Origin of the sequence: Stakelama portus (assembly GCF_003171655.1) — a bacterium.
GTDB lineage: Bacteria > Pseudomonadota > Alphaproteobacteria > Sphingomonadales > Sphingomonadaceae > Sphingomonas > Sphingomonas portus.
On the sequence record NZ_QFZL01000008.1, the window covers coordinates 94,030 to 113,359 of the forward strand.

The 19,330-nt window shown below is 64.0% G+C and carries 20 protein-coding genes and 1 tRNA gene; 11 read left to right on the forward strand and 10 right to left on the reverse strand.

Annotated elements, in window-relative coordinates:
* Window positions 1-50: 50 nt before the first annotated feature.
* From DKB74_RS17385 to DKB74_RS17395, 3 genes are read left to right on the forward strand one after another with little or no spacing between them, the layout of a single operon-like run.
* Window positions 51-614, forward strand: a complete 564-nt coding sequence (locus DKB74_RS17385; RefSeq protein ID WP_109809460.1) for a DUF1285 domain-containing protein — start codon at window positions 51-53, stop codon at window positions 612-614.
* Window positions 611-1,204 (forward strand): CoA pyrophosphatase, encoded by a 594-nt coding sequence (locus DKB74_RS17390; RefSeq protein WP_109809461.1) that lies wholly within the window; start codon window positions 611-613, stop codon window positions 1,202-1,204. Before DKB74_RS17385 ends, DKB74_RS17390 begins: the two co-directional genes overlap by 4 nt.
* Entirely contained in the window at window positions 1,192-2,415 is a 1,224-nt protein-coding gene (locus DKB74_RS17395; RefSeq protein ID WP_109809462.1) for a CCA tRNA nucleotidyltransferase, read from the forward strand. Before DKB74_RS17390 ends, DKB74_RS17395 begins: the two co-directional genes overlap by 13 nt.
* Here the strand turns inward: DKB74_RS17395 and DKB74_RS17400 are convergent.
* Entirely contained in the window at window positions 2,385-4,025 is a 1,641-nt protein-coding gene (locus DKB74_RS17400; RefSeq protein WP_109809514.1) for a putative bifunctional diguanylate cyclase/phosphodiesterase, read from the reverse strand. The genes DKB74_RS17395 and DKB74_RS17400 overlap by 31 nt on opposite strands.
* Before the next feature lie 142 nt (window positions 4,026-4,167).
* Window positions 4,168-6,408, reverse strand: a complete 2,241-nt coding sequence (parC, locus tag DKB74_RS17405) for a DNA topoisomerase IV subunit A (RefSeq protein WP_109809463.1) — start codon at window positions 6,406-6,408, stop codon at window positions 4,168-4,170.
* Between the two features lie 94 nt (window positions 6,409-6,502).
* Here parC and DKB74_RS17410 point away from each other — a divergent pair, with 94 nt between their 5' ends.
* The 3 genes from DKB74_RS17410 (at window position 6,503) to purC (ending at window position 9,264) form a co-directional block, all read left to right on the forward strand.
* The gene (locus DKB74_RS17410) at window positions 6,503-7,321 is read left to right on the forward strand and encodes a hypothetical protein (protein ID WP_145961041.1); all 819 of its coding nucleotides are present in this window, start codon (window positions 6,503-6,505) and stop codon (window positions 7,319-7,321) included.
* Window positions 7,322-7,433: 112 nt separating this feature from the next.
* Window positions 7,434-8,339: a hypothetical protein gene (locus DKB74_RS17415; RefSeq protein WP_109809465.1), complete on the forward strand. Its 906-nt coding sequence runs from the start codon at window positions 7,434-7,436 to the stop codon at window positions 8,337-8,339.
* Window positions 8,340-8,484: 145 nt separating this feature from the next.
* Window positions 8,485-9,264, forward strand: coding sequence for a phosphoribosylaminoimidazolesuccinocarboxamide synthase (gene purC, locus DKB74_RS17420; RefSeq protein WP_109809466.1), 780 nt, complete (start codon window positions 8,485-8,487; stop codon window positions 9,262-9,264).
* An 18-nt stretch (window positions 9,265-9,282) separates the two neighbouring features.
* On the opposite strand, the gene DKB74_RS17425 is transcribed toward purC, so the two are convergent.
* On the reverse strand, window positions 9,283-9,954 hold the full coding sequence (locus DKB74_RS17425; RefSeq protein WP_109809467.1) for a hypothetical protein: 672 nt from the start codon (window positions 9,952-9,954) through the stop codon (window positions 9,283-9,285).
* Between the two features lie 124 nt (window positions 9,955-10,078).
* Between DKB74_RS17425 and purS the strand changes: the two genes are divergently transcribed.
* Both purS and purQ read left to right on the forward strand, forming a co-directional pair.
* On the forward strand, window positions 10,079-10,309 hold the full coding sequence (purS, locus tag DKB74_RS17430) for a phosphoribosylformylglycinamidine synthase subunit PurS (RefSeq protein ID WP_109809468.1): 231 nt from the start codon (window positions 10,079-10,081) through the stop codon (window positions 10,307-10,309).
* Window positions 10,306-10,971, forward strand: coding sequence for a phosphoribosylformylglycinamidine synthase subunit PurQ (gene purQ / locus DKB74_RS17435; protein ID WP_109809469.1), 666 nt, complete (start codon window positions 10,306-10,308; stop codon window positions 10,969-10,971). The genes purS and purQ overlap by 4 nt, the downstream gene beginning before the upstream one ends.
* A 103-nt stretch (window positions 10,972-11,074) precedes the next feature.
* Here the strand turns inward: purQ and DKB74_RS17440 are convergent, their stop codons facing one another.
* Window positions 11,075-11,818 (reverse strand): queuosine precursor transporter, encoded by a 744-nt coding sequence (locus DKB74_RS17440; RefSeq protein WP_109809470.1) that lies wholly within the window; start codon window positions 11,816-11,818, stop codon window positions 11,075-11,077.
* A gap of 58 nt (window positions 11,819-11,876) precedes the next feature.
* Between DKB74_RS17440 and DKB74_RS17445 the strand changes: the two genes are divergently transcribed.
* Window positions 11,877-11,953, forward strand: a tRNA-Arg gene (locus DKB74_RS17445).
* A gap of 341 nt (window positions 11,954-12,294) precedes the next feature.
* The gene (locus DKB74_RS17450) at window positions 12,295-13,338 is read left to right on the forward strand and encodes a serine hydrolase domain-containing protein (protein WP_161956902.1); all 1,044 of its coding nucleotides are present in this window, start codon (window positions 12,295-12,297) and stop codon (window positions 13,336-13,338) included.
* Window positions 13,339-13,500: 162 nt separating this feature from the next.
* On the opposite strand, the gene DKB74_RS17455 is transcribed toward DKB74_RS17450, so the two are convergent.
* A complete protein-coding gene (locus DKB74_RS17455) occupies window positions 13,501-13,716 on the reverse strand; it encodes a hypothetical protein (protein WP_109809472.1) in 216 nt (71 codons plus the stop codon).
* Window positions 13,717-13,844: 128 nt separating this feature from the next.
* Between DKB74_RS17455 and DKB74_RS17460 the strand changes: the two genes are divergently transcribed.
* Window positions 13,845-14,999: an aminotransferase gene (locus tag DKB74_RS17460; RefSeq protein ID WP_109809473.1), complete on the forward strand. Its 1,155-nt coding sequence runs from the start codon at window positions 13,845-13,847 to the stop codon at window positions 14,997-14,999.
* 326 nt (window positions 15,000-15,325) lie between these two features.
* Here DKB74_RS17460 and DKB74_RS17465 read toward each other — a convergent pair whose 3' ends face one another.
* The 5 genes from DKB74_RS17465 to DKB74_RS17485 all read right to left on the reverse strand — a co-directional run bounded on the left by DKB74_RS17465 (window position 15,326) and on the right by DKB74_RS17485 (window position 19,295).
* Window positions 15,326-16,153 (reverse strand): hypothetical protein, encoded by an 828-nt coding sequence (locus DKB74_RS17465; protein ID WP_109809474.1) that lies wholly within the window; start codon window positions 16,151-16,153, stop codon window positions 15,326-15,328.
* 115 nt (window positions 16,154-16,268) lie between these two features.
* The gene (gene mtnA, locus DKB74_RS17470) at window positions 16,269-17,321 is read right to left on the reverse strand and encodes an S-methyl-5-thioribose-1-phosphate isomerase (RefSeq protein WP_109809475.1); all 1,053 of its coding nucleotides are present in this window, start codon (window positions 17,319-17,321) and stop codon (window positions 16,269-16,271) included.
* Window positions 17,318-17,953 (reverse strand): acireductone synthase, encoded by a 636-nt coding sequence (gene mtnC, locus DKB74_RS17475; protein WP_109809476.1) that lies wholly within the window; start codon window positions 17,951-17,953, stop codon window positions 17,318-17,320. The genes mtnA and mtnC overlap by 4 nt, the downstream gene beginning before the upstream one ends.
* Window positions 17,954-18,117: 164 nt before the next feature.
* A complete protein-coding gene (locus DKB74_RS17480; protein WP_109809477.1) occupies window positions 18,118-18,669 on the reverse strand; it encodes a 1,2-dihydroxy-3-keto-5-methylthiopentene dioxygenase in 552 nt (183 codons plus the stop codon).
* Entirely contained in the window at window positions 18,666-19,295 is a 630-nt protein-coding gene (locus tag DKB74_RS17485) for a methylthioribulose 1-phosphate dehydratase (protein WP_109809478.1), read from the reverse strand. The genes DKB74_RS17480 and DKB74_RS17485 overlap by 4 nt, the downstream gene beginning before the upstream one ends.
* Window positions 19,296-19,330: the final 35 nt, after the last annotated feature.

Here is a 19,330-nt window from a genome sequence, read left to right on the forward strand (position 1 = left end):
GCATCGGATCAGCCTTTGCGATTGACTGCGCGAGTGCCTAATTCGTGGCAATGCCTGCACCCCCTCCCCCCGACTTCGCCACGCTGTCGCTCGCCGAAATCGCACGCCTTGCCGAGGAGCAGCGACTTCCGCCGGTCGAGAAATGGAATCCGCAGCATTGCGGCCATAGCGACATGCGGATCGCGCGCGACGGCACCTGGTTTCATCAGGGGTCGCCGATCGGACGTATCGCGATGGTGCGGTTGTTTGCCACCATTTTGCGCCGCGAACCCGATGGTCGACATGTTCTGGTAACACCGGTCGAAAAGCTCGACATCGATGTCGAGGATGCACCGTTCGTCGCGGTCGAGCTCAAGCGCGAAGGCGAAGGCGCGGCGATGAACCTGGCGTTCCGCCTGAATACCGACGAACTCGTCAGCGCCGATGCCGAGCACGGACTGCGGTTCGAACAGCGCGAGGACGGCCCTCGCCCCTATCTGCACGTGCGCGGCGGGATGGAGGCGCTGATCGGCCGCAGCGTCTATAACGAACTCGCCGAAATCGCGCTGAGCAACGACAGCGACCCGCCCGGCGTGTGGAGCCGAGGCGCCTTTTTCGCGATGGAGCCGGCATGACTCTGGCCGAACGGCTGAAGATCGCTCTGGCGGCAAGCGACCGGGATCAGCCGGTGCTGCTGACCGGCGATTATCGCGATAACGATCCGGCGATGGCAACCTATCCGGCAGCGGTACTGGTCGCGATTTCGGACGCGCGCGACCCGATGGTGATCCTGACCCAGCGCCCCGAAACGATGCGCCAGCACGCCGGGCAGATCGCCTTTCCCGGCGGAAAGGTCGAGCCCGACGAAGACGCGATCGTCGCCGCGCTGCGCGAAGCCGAAGAAGAGATCGCACTGCCGCGCGACCGGGTTCAGGTGATCGGACCCGCCGACCGCTATCGGACCGTTACCGGGTTTGAAGTGACGCCGGTTCTGGGCGTCATTCCGCCCGCGATCACACTGACGCCGAGCGAGGCGGAGGTGGCCGAAGTGTTCGAAGTACCGCTCGCCTATCTGATGGACGATGCCAATCATGTGCAGGGTTCGCTCGAATGGCAGGGGCGAAAACGCCAATATTACGAGATACGCTGGCAGGAACGCCGCATCTGGGGAGCGACAGCGGCGATGATCGTCAATCTTTCGCGACGGCTCAAATGGACGCAGTGACGCAATTGCCCCCGGCGGCCTGGCGCGAGCGCGCCGGCATGGCTCGGCTGATCGCCGCACTGGGCGGCGGCGGCGCGGCGCGGTTCGTCGGCGGCGCGGTGCGCGACACGCTGCTCGCGCTGCCGGTGCAGGATGTCGACATTGCGACGCGCCACGCCCCGGATAAGGTCGTCCGCATGCTCGCCGATGTCGGAATCCGCACGGTTCCGACCGGGATTGCGCATGGCACGATCACGGCGCTGCTGGAAAGCGGGCCGGTCGAAGTCACGACGCTGCGCCACGACGTTTCCACCGATGGCCGGCGCGCGACCGTGGCCTTTACCGACGATTGGCGCGAAGACGCGGCCCGGCGCGACTTTACGATGAACGCGCTCTATGCCGATCCGGAAACCGGGGCGATTTTCGATTATTTCGACGGGCTGGCCGATCTGAAGACGCGGCGGGTGCGGTTCATCGGCGACCCCTATCGCCGCATCGCCGAAGATCATCTGCGCATCCTGCGCTTCTTTCGATTTCTTGCCCGATTCGGCGACGAACCCGAGGCCGAGGGGCTGAAGGCCTGCGCCGATCGCGCCAATGACCTGATGGCGCTTTCGCGCGAACGCATCGCCGACGAACTGCTCAAGCTGCTGGTCGCAAAGGAAGCCGTGCGCGTCGTGACGCTGATGATCGACCAGGGGATTTTCCGCCCGGTATTGCCGGAAATCACCACCGACGGGCTGCCGCGGCTGGAACGGGTCGTGCGTTGCGAACAGATGCTGGGCGAGCAGGCCGATGCGATCCGGCGGCTGGCGGCGCTGCTTCCGGTCGATCCGCGCACCGGCGAAGCAGTCGCCGCGCGGCTCAAACTGTCGAAGGCGCAGCGCAAGCGGCTCACCACGGCGTTGGGCAGCGAATCCTATGATTCGGCGCGCGCCATGGCATATCGGCTGGGTCGCGACGCGGCGGTGGACCGGCTGTTTCTGCAGCGCGGCGACGAAGCGGCACTGCGCGCGGCCTATGCCGAAATCGCCGATTGGGAAATGCCGCGCCTGCCGGTTTCCGGCGGGGCGCTGGTCGAGCGCGGTCTGGAGAAAGGGCCCGAAGTCGCCCGGACGTTGCGGGCGATCGAGGATCGCTGGATCAGCGAGGATTTTCCCGGCGAAGCGCGCGTCGCGCATCTTGCCGATGAAGCAGTGGCTCAGGCGTTGCGCGCGCGCAGCAGCGCATAAGCCTCTTCGTCGGGCAGCGGCCGCGCATACAGAAAGCCCTGCCCATAGTTGCAGCCGAGCGCCGCAAGCGTCTGCGCCAGTTCGTTGGTTTCGATGCCCTCGGCGGTCGTCTGCATGCCCAGCGCATGCGCCAGGCCCAGGATCGCGCGCACGATCGCCACCTTGTCGCGATCGGCCAGCATCCCCGATACGAAGCTGCGGTCGATCTTGAGCAGATCGATCGGCAGCTTCTGAAGATAGGCCAGATTCGAATAACCGGTGCCGAAATCGTCCATGGCGAGCGTGGTGCCCAGATCCTTGAGCGCGAGCATCGTCTGGGCGATGCGATCCGGATCGCTGACGATGGCGCTTTCGGTCAGTTCGAGCGTGAAGCGCGACCCGTCGATATGATGTTTTTCGAGCACGCCGCGCACCATCGGCGCGATCTGGTCGCGCTGAAGCTGGATCGCCGAAAGATTGACGGCCAGTTTGACGCCGCAATCCCCGCCGGCCCGGCGGTCCCATTCGGCAAGCGTTCGCGCCGCTTCGTCCATCGCCCATCGGCCGAGCGGTACGATCAGGCCCGATTCCTCGGCCACCGGAATGAACTCGGTCGGGGACAGCTTTACCCCGTCCTCGGTCGTCCAGCGCGCCAGCGCCTCGAACGATTTGATCCGACCGCTCGCCAGATCGCAGATCGGCTGGAAACTGAGCGTCATCAGCCCGCCGTCGATGGCGCGGCGCAGTGCGGTTTCGATGCTGAACTGTTCGCGTGCCAGATCGAAGGCTCGCGTCTGATAGACTTCGGTTCGCCCGCTTTTCTTGGCGCGTTTCACCGAAAACTGGGCGTGACGGATCAGGTCTTCGGGATCGTCGATATCGTCCGATCCCAGTGCGACGCCGATCGAACAATCGATGCGGACTTCGAAATCGGACAGGCGGAACGGCATCGACAGCGCCGCCTGAACGCGCTTGGCGACATGCAGCGCTTCGTTGGGGCCATCATCCAGCGCCATGATGATGCCGAATTCATCGCCCCCCATCCGCCCCAGCACGTCGCGCCCGCGCAACGCGCCCTTGATGCGCCGCGCCACCGAAATCAGCAGTTCGTCGCCGACCAGACCGCCCATACAGGCGTTGACGCGACTGAACCGGTCGAGATTGAGCGCCAGCACCGCGAATTTGTTGCGATTGTCCGGACCGATCATCGATTCGAGCTGGTCGCCGAATCCCGCGCGATTGGGCAGCCCGGTAAGGCTGTCGGTCGTCATTTCGCGCCGCAGGCTTTGTTCGGTCCGCAATTCGCCCGTCTGATCGACCAGAGTGACCATGCAGCGATGTTTGCGCCGGTTCGAATGGCGCGCGAAAAGGACGCGGAAATAGCGGCAATCGACTTCCTCGCCGAATTGCCAGGCGATTTCGCAGCGCGTGTCGTCCGATGCCAGGAAACGCCGGATTTGCGGCCCCAGCAGACGGATCAGCGGCGATTCGCTCGCCAGGGTGCCCAACCCGGCAAGCCGGAAGGGGCGATTGATGCTTTCGAATAGAAAGCGGTTTTCATGCAATTCGACGATTGCCGCGGGAACCGGCAGCAGATTGAGATCCAGCGCGCTCGTCAGCGGACCGAACATGGCGCTGCGATCCGGAATATCCTCCGGCTGCGTGTCGCTATCGACCGTGTGAATTTTTTGCCCCGCCATCCTCTATGGCGCTACCCACGAATGGTTAAAAGCCACTGAACCTTCTGGGCAAATTCATACGATTTTCGAATTTTCAGAAGCGATTGTCGCGTGGAAAGCCCGTCGGCGGCATGCGACCGGCAGCCCCGCGCGCCGCGCGCCAGGGCGTGAGGTCGGTTTCGCTGCGATACCGCTCCTGCTCTCCGCCCATCCGCCAGCGCAATCCTTCCTCCATCCGGAAGGTGATCATGTCGGACAGGCCGCCGTCGCGATAGCGCTGCAACTGAACGCCCTGCCCGCGCGTCAGCTCGGCGACTTCGGACAGCGGAAACACCAGCAGCTTGCGATTGTCGCCGATCACCGCGACGCCATCGTCTTCGGGCGCGATCGCGCGGACCAGCCTGAGCTTTGCCTGCCCCTTGGGCGTTGCGACCTGTTTCCCCTTGCGCGTTTCGGCGAGCACATCGGCGGCCTTCACCACGAAACCGCGTCCGTCGGTGGCGGCCAGCAACAGCTTTTCCGCCGAGGATGCGGGCAGCAACGCAACGATTTCGCGTTCGCCCTCAAGGTCGATCATCAGCCGCACCGGCTCGCCAAAGCCGCGCCCGCCGGGCAGCTTGTCCGCCGCCAGCGTATAGAAACGGCCATTATCGGCGGCGAGCAGCAGCTTGTCGGTCGTCTGTGCGTGAAAGGCGAAGAGCGGGCCGTCGCCTTCCTTGAATTTGAGCGTTTCGGCGGCGGCAAGATCGACATGCCCCTTCATCGCCCGGATCCAGCCGCGCTGCGACAGGATCACGGTGATCGGCTCTTTCTCGATCATCGCATCGAGCGGGATTTCGCGGGTCGGGCCGGCTTCCTCGATCAGCGTGCGGCGCTTGCCCAGCGTCGTTTCGGCGCCATAGCGATCCATCATCTTCTTGAGGTCGCGTTTCAGCCGCGTGCGCTGGCGGGCGGGCGAATCGAGCAGCAGTTCGAGCTCCGCCTTTTCCTTTTCGAGCGCGTCATGTTCCTTGCGCAGCTCCATTTCCTCAAGCTTGCGCAGGCTGCGCAGCCGCATGTTGAGGATCGCTTCGGCCTGGCGGTCGGTGAGTTCGAACTCGGCGATCATCACCGGCTTGGGCTCATCCTCGTACCGGATGATCTCGATCACGCGATCGAGGTTGAGGAAGGCGATGATATAGCCGGCAACCAGTTCGAGCCGGTCGATGATCTTGTTCAACCGATGCTGCGACCGGCGGATCAGCACTTCGGCCTGATGATCCTTCCATGCCGAAATCGCCTCGCGCAGGCTCATCACCCGCGGCGTCCGGTTCTTGTCGAGCACGTTGAGGTTGAGCGAGAAACGGCTTTCGAGTTCCGAAAGGCGGAACAGGCTTTCCATCAGCGTTTCGGGATCGACGCGACCGGTGCGCGGCTCCAGCACGATGCGAATGTCCTCGGCGCTTTCGTCGCGCACATCGGCGAGGATCGGCAGTTTCTTGTCGTTGATCAGCGTCGCGATCTGTTCGATCAGCTTGCCCTTCTGGACGCCATAGGGGATTTCGGTGACCACCGCGACCCAGGTGCCACGGCCCAGATCCTCGCGATGCCATTTGGCGCGGACGCGGAAACTGCCGCGCCCGGTGCGATAGCTTTCCGCGATCGATGCGGGACTGTCGACCAAAATGCCGCCGGTGGGGAAATCGGGGCCGGAGACGAACTCAAGGATCGCCGCATCGTCCGCCTCGGGCCGATCGACCAGATGGATCGCGGCGGCATAGAGTTCAGCGGCATTGTGCGGCGGAATGCTGGTCGCCATGCCCACCGCGATGCCCGCCGCGCCATTGGCGAGCAGATTGGGGAACATGCCCGGAAACAGCTCGGGCTCGTTATCCTCGCCATTATAAGTCGGGCGGAAATCGGCGGCCTCTTCGTCGAGGCCCTCCATCAGGTCGATCGCGACCTGGGTCAGCCGTGCCTCGGTATAGCGATAGGCGGCGGCATTATCGCCGTCGATATTGCCGAAATTCCCCTGCCCGTCGACCAGCGGGTAGCGCAGCGCGAACGATTGGGCGAGGCGCACCATCGCGTCATAGACCGACGCATCACCGTGCGGGTGATATTTGCCGATCACGTCGCCGACGACGCGCGCGCATTTCTTGTAACCCGAAGCGGGGTCGAGCTTGAGCAGCCGCATCGCCCAGAGCAGGCGACGATGCACCGGCTTCAGCCCGTCGCGAACATCGGGCAGCGAACGCGCGGTGATCGTCGACAGCGCATAGACCAGATACCGCTCGGAAAGCGCGCTATCGAAGGGGACGTCGGTGGGTTCGGGGGTTTCCAGATCGAGAGACATTCCCCTGCCGATAGCAGCGCTGCGCGCCAGTTGCGAGATGGCATGAACGGCGCTAGTGTCATACATCACTAACACAGACTGGTCTGGAGAGGGCATGCGTCGAATCGCAATAATGGCTGCGCTGGCGTTGCTGCCGGGCTGCGCAACCGGGCCCGCCGGGCACATAACCGACGCAAGCCGGTCGGTCGTGGGGCGAAGCTGGCATTATGTCCGGACCAATATTGCCGGTGGTGAGGACGAACAGATCTATGTCCATCGTACCGCCGCCGACCGCATCGACGTGTACAAGATGCGCAACCGCTGCGCGCGCGCAGCGCTGGTGACGGCGACGATCGATCCGCGTACCGGCATCGCCACTGGATTCGAAGCGGCGACCGTAGAGCCCGAGGCTGGCCGCGAGCCCTATGCCTGGCTGACGGTCGAGGGCAATCGGCTGGAAGCGCGACTGGGAACCGGGGCGGACGCGCAACGCAGTTCGGCAACCCTCGAAAAGACGCCCTGGCACGATTACGACTATGATCTCGCGACGCTGTCCGCCGCGCTGCAGCTACGCGCCGGAAGCCGCGCCCCCTTTTCGTTCGGCATGACGATGATGTGGCCCGACGAATCGGGGAATTGGGCAATTCACTGGCTCGGCGAGGCGAATGCGACATTCACTGCCGCCGAACCGCATCTGGGCCATGACAGCCTGCGGTTCGAAGTTCAGGGTACGGCGTTCGGCGACGCGGGCGGCGGTCCGCTGTGGATCGATGCGCGATCCGGCACCATCGTCGATGCGCAATGGGGGCGCCCCAATCACCACGAATATCGCGATTTCCGGCTGCGTCTGATCGCGGAACTGCCGCAAGGCGAAGCCGCCTGGATCGCCTTGCTGCGCAGCCATTACGAAGCCTGCCCCGCCGAAGCCGACTGATCGCGATCGCCGTCCCGGGCCGTCACGTTCCCGAAACGGAACAGCCCGGCATCGGCGGAGTTGGGCATTAACCAAATTTTCGCTATTTGAATCGGCAACAAGGGAGGACGGAATGCGCTTCACGGCTTGTCTGGCTGCGTTCGCTGCGATGGCGATGCTTGCCGGTTGCGATTCGGACAAGGGCGGCAAGAGCAAGGCCGCCGAACCTGACATGGCGATGCGCGAAGCCGCTGCCGCCTTTGCCGCCACGGGAACGCCGTTCGATTATCGCTATGCCTTCCGCCTGCCCGGCGACGCGATCAAGCAGGTTGTCGAACGCAGCGCGGATGATTGCCAGCGGCTCGCGGAAAACCGCCGCTGCGAAGTATTGGCGATGCGGTACAGCGTCGAGGATGCGACCAAGGTGTCGGCGGTCCTGACGGTCAAGATCGACCCGACCATCGCGCGCGGATTCGGCGATGAACTGACTCAGGCGGTTGCCGAAGCCGATGGCGTGCTGCTCGATACGCAGGTGGTGACCGGCGAAGGCGGCATGTCGCGCCAGCCGACGACCACCGAACGGCTGAAACGCGCGCTGGAAGAAGCGCGGGCGAAACCCAATGATCCCGCCGCCCAGGCCGATGCCACGGCGATTCAACAGGCGCTGGCGACGATCGAAAAGGTTCAGGGCGACACCGTCGGCACCTGGGCGACGGCGCCGGTGCTTATCACCTATGAATCGAGCGGGCCGATGACGGTGCTCGGCAACGGCAAGGCGGACCTGAAAAGCGCCGGGCAGACCTTGCAGGATTCGCTTGCGCGGCTCGCCCAGCTTCTGGCCGCCTTTGGCCCGTGGATCGTTGCGCTGTTCATCCTCGTCTTCATCCTGCGCTGGATCATCCACCGCACCGAAGGCGCCGCAGATCCGGCGCCGGTTCGCGATCCGGCGCCCAATGCCGTGCCGGTGAACGAAGATCCCGACGATCGCCGCAACCTGATCCAGCGCTGGTTCGCGCGCGACGACGAGGATGAGGACTGACCCCCGGCAACGACTTTTCGCATCCTTCCGAAGGTTGATTGCGCCCTCCCCGACCATTGAGTATAGGGCCTAGCCTTTCCTATGCCCCGGCTGGCGCAGCCAGAATGCGCTGCCGGGGCGGATCATTTCAGGGGTAACCGCCACGATGGCACGCCGCCGCCAGATCTATGAGGGCAAGGCCAAGATCCTGTACGAGGGTCCCGAGCCGGGCACGCTGATCCAGTATTTCAAGGACGACGCGACGGCGTTCAATGCCCAGAAAAAGGGCACGATCAGCGGCAAGGGCGTGCTGAACAACCGCATCAGCGAGCATGTCTTCACGCTGTTACAGGGCATCGGCGTCCCCACGCACTTCATTCGCCGCCTCAACATGCGCGAGCAGCTGATCCGCCAGGTCGAGATCGTCCCGATCGAAGTGGTGGTGCGCAATGTCGTCGCCGGTTCGCTGTCGAAGCGCCTGGGAATCGAGGAAGGGACCCCCCTGCCCCGCACCATCGTCGAATATTATTTCAAGGACGATGCGCTCGGCGATCCGATGGTCACCGACGAGCATATCCTGTGCTTCGGCTGGGCCAGCCAGGAAGAGCTGCACGACATGGCCGATATGGCGATTCGCGTGAACGACTTTCTGTCGGGCCTGTTCGCCGGAATCGGTATCCGCCTGGTCGACTTCAAGCTCGAATTCGGGCGCATCTGGGACAATGAGTATAGCCGGATCATCCTGGCCGACGAAATCAGCCCCGACGGATGCCGGTTGTGGGACATGGTTTCGGGCGAAAAGCTCGACAAGGACCGGTTCCGCCGCGATCTGGGCGGCGAAGTCGAAGCCTATCAGGAAGTCGCGCGCCGCCTTGGCCTGCTTCCCGAAGGCGCCGATTCGACCGTGCTCGACCTGGAAAAGCATCGCCAGCGCAAAGGCAGCTGAAGCGACCGGAAGCAGGCTCTAGTTCGGGACCTTAACCGGCGGCTCGGGCGGCTTTTCCTCTGCCCGCCCCTCGGCCTTCTTGTCGTTGCCCGACCAGCGGAACAGCGGGATCGCGACAGCGATCAGCGCGATGGCGATCAGAAACCAGTCGCGCGCCACCGGATCCAGCCAGCGATACGCCAGCGCGAGTGCGACCATGCCGACCACCAGACCGGTGACGCTGGCAACGGACGCAGGCTGCGACACGGAAACCATCAGCGGCGCATTGCCTGACCCCGCTGCCGATGCATCGCATCCGTCGCAGCAGATCGGCACGGCGCTCTCCAGCCAGATTTCCCGCTCTTTCGTGCCTAAGCCAAAGCCGAAGGTGCCGGTGCCGACGCCCAGGTTGAAGCCAAGACCGACTGTCTCTCCGAACCGGTATTTGAGCAGAAACCGGAAGCGGCGGGCATCGTCGCAATCCGGCGATTCCTGGTAAATCGGCTCGACCCTGTCGATAAAGAATCGCCCGACGCGATAGCCGTGCGACACCACGAAACCGAGCTGCGGACAACCGAGCAGCCGCGCCGAATCAGGGCCGCCATATAGCTGCGGCCCGGCCGGACAATCGTACACGATGTCGATTTCACAGCGAAACAGGATCGCGCCTTCGGGCCGGAAGGCAAAGGTTTCTATCGCTCGACCATGCATCGCACCACCCTTTCGGCCGGGGATCGGTTTTCAGAGCATAATCCCGCCCGCGTTCGATGCAAATTCGCCGACAGCGCGTTGCGGCACTTGCGATAATGCACCAGCAGAGCCATAGGCTCGCGGCATGAAACTCCGCATCATCGTGACGCTCAAGAACGGCGTGCTCGACCCGCAGGGCAAGGCGATCCAGCACGCGCTGGGTTCGCTCGGCTTCGATGGCGTCAGCGACGTTCGTGCCGGCAAGATCTTCGAACTCGAAGTCGCCGATACGACCACCGACGATCAGATTGACGAGATGTGCCGCAAGCTGCTCGCCAACACCGTGATCGAAAATTATCGCGTGGAAAAACAGTGAAGACCGCCGTCATCGTCTTCCCCGGATCGAATTGCGACCGCGACATCGCAGTGGCGCTGGAGTCGGTGACGGGCACCCGGCCGGCGATGGTGTGGCACGGCGAAAGCGAACTACCCGAAGGGCTGGGCGTGATCGCGCTGCCTGGCGGATTTTCCTATGGCGATTATCTGCGCTGCGGCGCGATTGCGGCGCGCAGCCCGATCGTCCGCGCCGTGATCGACGCCGCCAATCGCGGCACGCCGGTGATCGGCATCTGCAACGGATTTCAGGTGCTGACCGAAACCGGGCTGCTGCCCGGGGCATTGATGCGCAACGAGGGCCTGAACTTCGTCTGCCGCGATGTCGAACTGACCGTCGAGAACAGCCAGTCGATCTTCACCAGCGCCTATTCGGCGGGCGAAACGCTGACCATCCCCGTCGCGCATCATGACGGCAATTATTTCGCCGATGCCGACACGCTCGACCGGATCGAAGGCGAAGGCCGCGTCGCCTTCCGCTACACCGGCAATGTCAACGGATCGGCGCGCGCGATTGCAGGCGTGCTGAACAAGGCCGGCAATGTGCTGGGCATGATGCCGCATCCCGAACGCCGCATCGAAGCCGCGCATGGCGGTACCGACGGCCGACGCCTGTTCGAGGGGCTTCTCGAAGCGGTGAGCTGAACGCGCCTCGCCGGGCGCGTCGCGCAGATGACGCTCGATCCGGGATATCGACAATTGAAATCTGCAAGTTGCTGCAGATATACGTGCCGTTGCAGGGACAGGATCAGACGCGCGCGCGGAACGGCGTGAAATTGGTCCCTTCGTCATAGACGTCGACGCCTTCGCGCCGTTTGAGGAAACCGACGACCAGATAGGTGACCGGCGTCAGCAGCGCTTCCCACGTCACCTTGAGCACCCATTGCGTCACCAGGACCTTCAGCACCAGTTCGTTGGTCCAGCCTTCGGCCCAGAGAAATGCTGCGGGATAGAAGATCAGGCTGTCGACGCCCTGCCCCGCGATCGTCGAGCCGATGGTGCGCATCCACAGATGCCTGCCCTTCGTCCACAACTTCATCTTCGCCATGACATAGCTGTTGACGAATTCGCCGCACCAGAACGCCACCATCGACGCAAGGACGATGCGCGGCACCTGACCGAAAATCACTTCATAGGCGGCCTGATTATCCCAGTCCGGCGCGGGCGGAAGCTGAACCACCACCCAGCTCATCAGCGCCATGAACAACACTGCCGCAAAACCGGCCCAGATCACGCGGCGCGCGCGGGCATAGCCATAAACTTCGGTCAGCACGTCGCCGATCACGTAACTGACCGGAAAGAACAGGATTCCCGCGCCGAACGGCCAGTACCCGATCCCCGGCAACCAGATCTGGGCGACCTTGCCCGCGCCGATCACATTGGAGAGAACCAGGATCACCACGAACGCCGCCATGACGAAATCGAAATAGCGGAAATGACTGCCGGTGATTTCGCGCGCGCGGATATGCGCCGGTCGGGCGGGATCGTTCATGCCGGGACTATGATCCCGGTTCCGCGTTCGTGCAATCCGCGCTAGGAAGCCGCGCAACGCGCCCGTAGCTCAGTTGGATAGAGCACGAGACTTCTAATCTTGAGGCCGCTGGTTCGAATCCAGCCGGGCGCGCCATTTTTCCGGCGATGACAGGTCCGGACCAAATCACCGCATCGGAAATGGCGAAGCAGCCATACTGACTCACGCGGAACAGCGTGGCGGGTCGGACTGTATCCGCACGCCGGCAGCGGGCAGAACCGACACTGGTAAATAAGAGCCAGTCCTATGGGATCGCCCGTTTTTCGCTGCCCCGCGAGCGCTTTCCCCAACGCATGTTGATTATATTGCGTGTTGGTGTATTATACCGATAAATCACCAAGGGGATAAGCGTGAAACTTTTTACCCAAGCCGCTGCCGCTCTCGCTCTTTCTGCCTGCTCCACGATGCCTGCTCCAGACACCACCACACCGCCTCCATTGACCCCACGTGCTGCGCTCGATGCAGCAGCACCTGCCCTGCTCGAAGCCAATAACGTGCCGAGCGTCGCGGTCGGCTGGATCGAGAACGGCCAGGTTGCGTGGACCGCCGTCTATGGCGAACGCGCGCCGGGCGAGCGCGCAGACGACACCACGCTGTACAACATCGCATCGCTGACCAAGCCCATCGTTGCCGAAACCATCCTGCGACTGATCGCTTCGGGCAGGCTCGATCTCGATACGCCGCTCGCGACCCAATTTGTCGATCGCGACCTGACCGACGATCCGCGCGCGCAGAAAATCACGCTGCGCCACGCACTGTCACATCGCACCGGCGTGCCGCAGAACTGGCGCCGTCAGATGGACGACGGCAAGCTGCAACTGGCCTGGGAGCCGGGCACCAAGGCGCATTATTCGGGCGAAAACTACGCCATGGCCGCACGCTTTGCGATGATGGCGACGCAGACGCGGCTCGACCACCTTGCCCAACAGGAGCTGTTTGGCCCGTTCGGGATGACAGACACTTTCTTCACCCCCGACGATTCATGGGATGGCCGGGTTGCGATGGTGCGCGGCGAAGACGGCTCGCTGCGCCTGCCGGACAACAGCCCGCAAGGCAGCGCCGCAGACGATGTGCATACCACGATCGGCGATTACACCCGGTTCGTTGCCGCCGCGATGCGCGGCGATGGCCTGACGCCCGAGCTTATCGAAGCGCGCGGCACGATCTATGACGATCAGACCGAAATGGTCTGCCCGCCCGGGCTGATCCCGCCGGACAAATGCGCGAAAGCCAACGGCTATGGGCTCGGCTGGAACATCTTTGACAGCGGAAGCAACCGCTTCTTCATCCATAGCGGCAAGGATTGGGGCGAACGCACGATTGCGGTGTTCGAGCCCGAAAAGCGCTTCGGTATCGTCATCTTCACCAGCGGCGCCAACGGCCGGCAGGTGATCGCCGATGTGCTGCGCCTGCTGGTGGACGATGTCCCGCTCTATACGCTGGTGCAGGCCGAGGCCGATTTCGAGAAGCGCCAGCGCTGACCGGAGGCCCTCTCTGCGGAGAGACCAGGCAAATCGCAGTGTCGGGAGCGGAGGTTGTACCGCCCCGCCCCGACACCCCAGACATGCTGTCGGAAAAGCCGCGAAAATCCCCCGGCGAGCGGCCCCGTCGCGAGCGGCGCACCGGCAGGGATGGCTCAGGCTTCAGGCCTTGTCCTTCTTGCCCTTGCTGCGGCCATAGAGAAGCGCGCCGACCAATGCGGCCGAACCGATACCGACGGCGGCGCCGGCAGCGACCCATTTGCGCGTCCGGGCGGCCTCTTCCTGCTTTGCCTCGACATCACCGACATCGTCGTGCGGCGGCTCCTCGATCGGATAAGGCGACTGGTTTTCTTCGGGTACGGGTGGTTTCTTCGTCATAAAATTCCCTTGCTGCACAACATCGAACGAGCAGCGCGGGCAAGAGTTGCCCGAACCGGCAGTGAAACGAAACCCCCTGCGCGAAACTCCTTGGCATGCCCCTGCCCTGCGGTGCAGAAGTCGCAACCATGAATCCGATTTACGCCGCGATGGGCACGACCATATTCGAAGCCATGTCGGCGCGCGCGCGCGCCAGCGGCGCGATCAACCTGGGCCAGGGCTTTCCCGACGGCACCGGCCCACAGGCTGTGCTGAAGGCGGCTGCCGACGCGCTGACGCAGCGTTCCAACCAATATCCGCCGATGGCCGGAATCCCCGAATTGCGGCAGGCAGTCGCCAACCATTATGCGCGGCATCAGGGGCTGAACCTGTCGCCGGACGAAGTGGTGGTGACATCGGGCGCGACCGAGGCGCTGGCGGCGGCGCTGCTCGCGCTGATTTCGCCGGGCGACGAAGTCATTTGTTTCCAGCCGCTCTATGACGCTTATGTCCCGCTGATCGAGCGGGCGGGCGGTGTCCCGCGCTTTGTCGCGCTGCAACCGCCCGAATGGCGGATCACTGCCGAGGCGTTGGAGGCCGCGCTGAGCGACCGGACGCGGCTTGTCCTCTTCAACAATCCGTTGAATCCCGCGGCCACGATGGCGAGCGCGGAGGAACTGGCGCTGCTCGCCGATTTCTGCGTCGCCAACGATCTGATCGCAGTGTGCGACGAGGTTTGGGAACATGTAACGTTCGACGGCGCGCGGCATCTGCCGCTGATCGGCTTTCCCGGCATGCGCGAACGCACGGTGAAGATCGGCAGTGCGGGCAAGATCTTCGCGCTGACCGGCTGGAAAGTCGGCTGGATGTGCGCCGCCCCCGAATTGCTGCGCGGGCTGGCCAAGGCGCATCAGTTCCTCACCTTCACCACTCCGCCCAATCTGCAATGGGCAGTGGCCGAAGGATTGAACACGCAGGACGACTGGGTGCAGGCGGCGCGGCACAATTTCCAGCGCTCGCGCGACCGGCTGAAGACCGGGCTGGAAAAACTCGGCCTCGTCACGCTGCCCAGCGCCGCGACCTATTTCCTGTCGATCGACCTGACTGCCAGCGGCATCGCGCAGGACGATGTCGATTTCTGCAATCATTTGCTCGACACCGTCGGCGTCGCGGCGATCCCGGTATCGGCCTTTTACGCGCAGGATGCGGTCACCAATGTCGTGCGGCTGTGTTTCGCGAAAGAGGACGCGACGATCGACGGTGCGCTGGAGCGGATGGCGAAGCTGCGCGAAACCGTTGGCTGAGCAAGGATCGCCGCGCGCTGAGTCGCATACCGGCCGTTCCAAAGATGACGAAACTAGCGGCACGCCCCCCCCTGCCCGTTCCAACACACAGTATTCGAAAATCGAGAAACGCGATCCAGCGCAGGAAATTGCGGGTCATGTGCTGAGCAAAGGCGTGCAAATCCTACATTGCAAGCGCCTAAAGGCTGCCCAATTTAGGAATTACCTTTTCGTTCGCCCTGAGTAGGGCTGAGCCTGGCGAAGACCCGTATCGAAGGGCCCTTCGATACGCCATTTCGACAAGCGCAATGGCTACTCACGACAAACGGTTCATGCTAGGTCGGAGTCTAGCGCCCCGAACCGGACAGCACGGTATCCCGTGTCAGGTCGATCCGGATCCGTACCCAGCTGCCCACCTGTTCGCGCCCGCCCTTGCGCGGCGGGCGCACGCGGAATTCCCACGCCATTGCCAGCACTGCCTGGCCCATCCCCGAACCTTTCGGCCCTTCGGCTTCGAGCTGGCAGTTTTCGACGCGATAGCGCGGTGCGGTCTTGCAGCTGATCAGCGCATAGGCCGGCGCCTGAAGCGTCGAAAGATAGCCGCGCATCATCTGGCGGCTTGGCCGCTCATACCATTCGGCGCCATAGAGCGGCGATCCGTCGGGCGCGGTGCCGACGACTTCGGAATCGGCGCGTGCGCCCGGAACACCCGGATCGACCGGGCCATAGGTGCGCGAGGGCCGCGACGGCGTGGCCGGTTGCTGTGTCGGACGGCGCATCGAATCATCGACCTGCGCCATGTCTTCGGGACTCATCGGAATGAAATTGGGCAGCGGCATTTCGGACGGCGCCTGGCGCACCGGTTGCGGCTGGCTTTGCGGCTGCGGTTGCCGCTCCTCGGTCGGGCGCTGTTGCGGCTGGGGTTTGGGGGGCTGCGGGCGCTCGCTCGATGCCGTTTCGCTCGGCTCGGAGGCGGCAGGCGCCTCACCCTCTGCGCTGACGTCGAACACGCTCAGGGTCTTGTCGTTCAAAGGAACGAAGATCCTGGGCGCAATCGTCAGCAGCAGCAGCGCCAGCAACAGTTCAACCGCCAGCGCGAGCACGAGTCCCGGCGCCCGTCGCTTCAGGCCCGATCGCAGTTGATCCCAATCCACGCGCGGCGCGGCAAATGCCATGAAACCGAAGTCTTCCCTAGTGATCGGCGCGTGCCCCGCCCGCCTGAAGCCTTCTCCCAAATGCCCCGCTAGGGTCGCATTGCGACCAAAGCATGTCGGAGCTGAAATATCGGCGTCACTCGCCGATCCGGTCGAGCACGCCCTTTTCGGTAATATATCCGGTCACCAGCCGCGCCGGCGTGACGTCGAATGCGGGATTTGCCGCCGGCGACTGAGTCAGACGGATGGTGGTGATGGTGCCGTCCGCCGCCGGGCCGGTTGCCTCGGTCAGTTCCTCGCCGGCGCGTTCCTCGATCGGGATGGCGTCGCCGCTCGGCGTGTCGGCATCGAACGTGGTGTAGGGCAAAGCGACATAGAAAGGCACGCCATTGTCGTGCGCCGCCAGCGCCTTCAGATAAGTGCCGATCTTGTTGCACACATCGCCATTGGCAGTGACGCGATCGGTGCCGACGATCACCGCATCGACCTTGCCCTGCATCATCAGCAGGCCACCGGCATTGTCGGCAATCACCGTGTGCGGAACGCCATGATTGCGCAGTTCGAACGCCGTCAGCAGCGCGCCCTGATTGCGCGGGCGAGTCTCATCGACCCAGACATGGACCGGTATGCCCTCGTCATGCGCAAGATAGATCGGCGCCGTCGCAGTGCCGTAATCGACGGTCGCGAGCCAGCCGGCATTGCAATGGGTGAGGATATTGATCGGTCGGTCGGGATGCCTGGCGTGGAGATCGCGGAGCAATTGCAGGCCGCTTTCGCCGATCGCGCGGCACAGATCGACATCCTCGTCGCAAATCGCGTCGGCGCGGGCGAACGCCGCCTGTGCGCGCTGTTCGGGCGGCAGCGGCCCGACCGTTTTGGCGACTTCATCGAGCGCCCAGCGCAGATTCACTGCCGTCGGACGGGTGTGGAACAGATAATCGCGCGCGGCGATCAGGCTTTCGTCCGAAGGATCCTCCGCCAGCGCCATGGCGAGCCCATAGGCCGCCGTCGCCCCCACCATCGGCGCGCCGCGCGTCCACATTTCGCGGATCGCGACGGCGGCGTCCTCCATCGTTCGCAGTTCGACCCAGCGGATTTCCCAGGGAAGCTGGCGCTGGTCGAGAATCCGCGCGCCCCGCCCGTCGGCCGTGCGCATGATCGATCGGGTATGATTGCCTTGCAGGATCACGGGCGCACCTCCGCCAGCGTATGAACGTCGCCGCCCTGCCCCTCGCGGTCGATCAGCAGCGCCTGAAGCCCGGCGGCTTTCGCGGCATCGATTTCCGGCTGCATGTCGGAGACGAACAGGATTTCGCCGGGCGGCAGGCCGAGCGCGTCGGCGATCTTCGCGTAAGACGCCGCTTCGCGCTTGGGGCCGGTGGTGGTGTCGAAATAGCCCGACAGCAACGGCGTCAGGTCGCCCGCTTCGCTGAATCCGAAGATCAGCTTTTGCGCGGCGATCGACCCGGAACTGTAGATATGGACGGGAATGCCCGCTTCGTTCCAGCGGCGCAGCGCCCCGGGCGTGTCGGGATAGACATGGCCCTTCAGCGTGCCGTCGCGATAGCCCGCATCCCAGATCATGCCCTGCAGCGTCTTGAGCGGGGTTTCCTTGGCATCGGCATCGATCCAGCCGATCAGCGTCGCGACCGGATCGTCGCCCGGCACCTGTGCCAGGATCGGCGCGACGGCATCCGGGTTCGCGGCGACATAAGCGGGCAGATGCTCACGCGCATAGGGGAACAGGACATCGGCGACGAACGCGATGCTGCTCGTCGTGCCTTCTATGTCGAGCAGGATGGCTTTGGGCTTTTCAGGCAAGAGACACTCCGACTCCTCTCCTTCCGGGAGAAGATATGAAGGCTTGGCGGTGAAACCGCCTAGCCGGAATTGGTGAGGGCGATGGCGCGACCTGCCCTCACCCAGCTACGACCAGGCAGCAAGCTGCCAGGTCTTCGCATCCCTCTGCCGAAGGGAGAGGGAAATCAGGCCGGGACGCTTTCGTGGCGCGGAAAGCGATCGGCGATGGCATCGCCGGTGAAATTGGCGACCCAGCCATCGGGATTGGTGAACAGCCGGATCGCCGTGAAGCGCGGGCTGGGCCCCATATCGAACCAGTGGCGCATGCCCGCCGGCACCGAAATCAGATCACCCTCGACACACAGCATCGCGAACACCCGATCATCGGTGCGCAGCGTGAACAGCCCTTCGCCTTCGACGAAGAAACGGACTTCATCCTCCGAATGGCGATGTTCGGACAGGAATTTCGTGCGCAGCGCGCTCTTTTCGGGATGGTCGGGCGCCATGCGGATGACATCGACCGATTGATAGCCTTTCTCCGCCTTCAACCCTGCGATCTCGGGCGCATAGGCAGCGAGCACCGCGTCCTGATCGGCATCGGCGGGCAGCGGGCGCGTGCCCCATTGTTCGAACCGCACGCCCAGCTTGCGCAGCTTGGCGGCGATTTCGCCGGGATTGGTGGTTTCGAGGATCGGCGCGTCGGGCGCCGCGGCGTCGAAGATACGAAGCTGGGTCATGAATCCAGTCCTTTCCTGAAACCGCGCTCGGCAAGCTCAGCGGCGATCAGCCACTCGGTCGCTTCCAGCACGCGTTCGGCTTCATCGATATCCTTGCCCCACGCATATAGGCCATGGCTGCGGATCAGATAAGCGGGTGCTGCGTCGGGCAGCGCGAGCGCAGGTGCGATCGCGGCTTCGATCACTGCCATGTCCTGGCTGTTATCGACGATCGGCAGGCGCACTTCGCTTTCATGCGTCGCGATGCCGGGAAATGCCTTGAGCATTTCATGCCCGCGAAACGCCCAATGGTCGGCATCGGCGGCGGCACGCGACAGGCCGACCGCCTGTGGCGAATGGCCGTGCAGCACGCCGCCCGCGCCCGGGAAACTGCGATAGACCGCAAGATGCAGCGCCGTCTCCGCCGAAGGCCTTCCTTCGGTCAGCGGCTTGCCGTCGAGATCGACGCGCATGATGTCCTCGACGCTCAGCCGGCCCTTGTGGCGCCCCGATACGGTGACGGCGATGCTGCCATCGTCGAGCCGCGCCGAATAATTGCCCGAAGTCGCCGGAGCCCAGCCGCGCGAATCAAGGCGGCGGCCCACCGCGACAAGCGCTTCGCGCGCCGATTCATAGCTCATCACCATCGCACTGCCCCATAGCGCAGCCACGCCGGGGGGCG